A 1,409-nucleotide genomic window follows, 5' to 3' on the forward strand; every position below is an offset into this window, starting at 1 on the left:
TGAAGTGACCCCATAAAGTTAGACTGATTATTTCATTAGGCAACCTTTTGGGCATGGGTCCGGTATTGTACTGGGCTCATGCCTTTTAGTTTTGCCTTAATTCTTTTATGATTATAGTACTTTATATATTTTGCTAGTTCTTTCTTAAAATGTTCCATACTCTCAAATTCTTTTCGATACAGAAATTCTGACTTCATGATGCCAAAGAAGTTTTCAATCACTGCGTTATCGTAACAGTTTCCTTTACGAGACATGCTTTGTGTAATGCCACGTTTAGTAAGGGAATGACGGTATTGTTTCATTTGATAGTGCCAACCTTGATCAGAATGGATCAAGAGTGTATCTTTGACTGTTAAGTGTTCAAACGCTTGGTCTAACATCGTTGAAACAAGTGAATAAGTTGGTCTTGAACCAATTGTGTATGTGATAATTTCACCATTAAATAAGTCTAACATTGGCGATAGATATAGCTTTTCTCCAAATAATTTAAACTCCGTAATATCCGTAACCCACTTTTTATTTGGTTTTTCAGCTTGAAAGTTGCGATTTAAAATATTGGGTGCAATTTTTCCAACTGTTCCTTTATAAGAGCGATATTTTTTCATACGAACGAGACATTTTAATCCCAATTCTTTCATGATACGATACACTTTTTTATGATTTACTTTATGTCCGCGATTCGTAAGTTCATCACGAATACGACGATAACCATAAAGCCCCTCATGTTCGTCATAAATGGTTCGAATCAATCCTTTTAGTTCTACATCTGAATCAGGACGATCGAATCTTTTAACCCAATAATAATACGTACTACGCGGAATATCTGCGATCTGAAGTAGCACCTTCACTGAAAATTCATGCCTTAATTCATAGACTACTTGGGCTTTGTCTTGTTTCGTGATTTCTCCTTGTTTTGAACTAAGGCATTCAACTTTTTTAAATACGCATTTTCCATACGTAAACGCTCATTTTCCGCTTGTAGTTCCTCTATTGAACCTTCAACTATTCCTTGATCTTTAGTTGTATTTGTTTTTTTCTTTTCCATGGATGGACGCCCCTTTTTCTTTGATTGTAGGGCATCCAATCCTCCTGTTCCATAAGCTACTTTCCATTTTCGAAGTGTTTCGTAAGAAGGAATGTTGAAAAGCGCCGCTGTTTCCCTAATAGATGTCCCTTGTTCGTTCATATAATTAAGTACATCTAGTTTATACTGGGTAGAGTAGGATGTATAGCGTTTTTCAAAAGCATTTTCACCTAAGGCTTCATATTGTTTAATCCACTGATAGAGCATACTGGGGTGAACATCAATAGATTTAGCAATTGTTTTTCCACCTTCAGTCCCCTCTAAATATCGTCTTATCGCTCGTATTTTTTCTTTTGAAGAAAGTTTAGCCATTAAAAAGTGCACC

1 protein-coding gene is annotated in these 1,409 nt (G+C 35.6%); it reads right to left on the reverse strand.

Annotated features, from left to right (window positions below):
• Positions 1-35 precede the first annotated feature (35 nt).
• A protein-coding gene (locus ABH957_RS29435; RefSeq protein ID WP_404512921.1) for an IS3 family transposase occupies positions 36-1,396 on the reverse strand; the annotation gives its coding sequence in 2 pieces (ribosomal slippage) (positions 36-940 and positions 940-1,396; 1,362 coding nt in all).
• Positions 1,397-1,409 lie beyond the last annotated feature (13 nt).

It is taken from the genome of Bacillus sp. RC242 (assembly GCF_044908245.1).
Lineage (GTDB): Bacteria > Bacillota > Bacilli > Bacillales > Bacillaceae_G > Bacillus_A > Bacillus_A mycoides.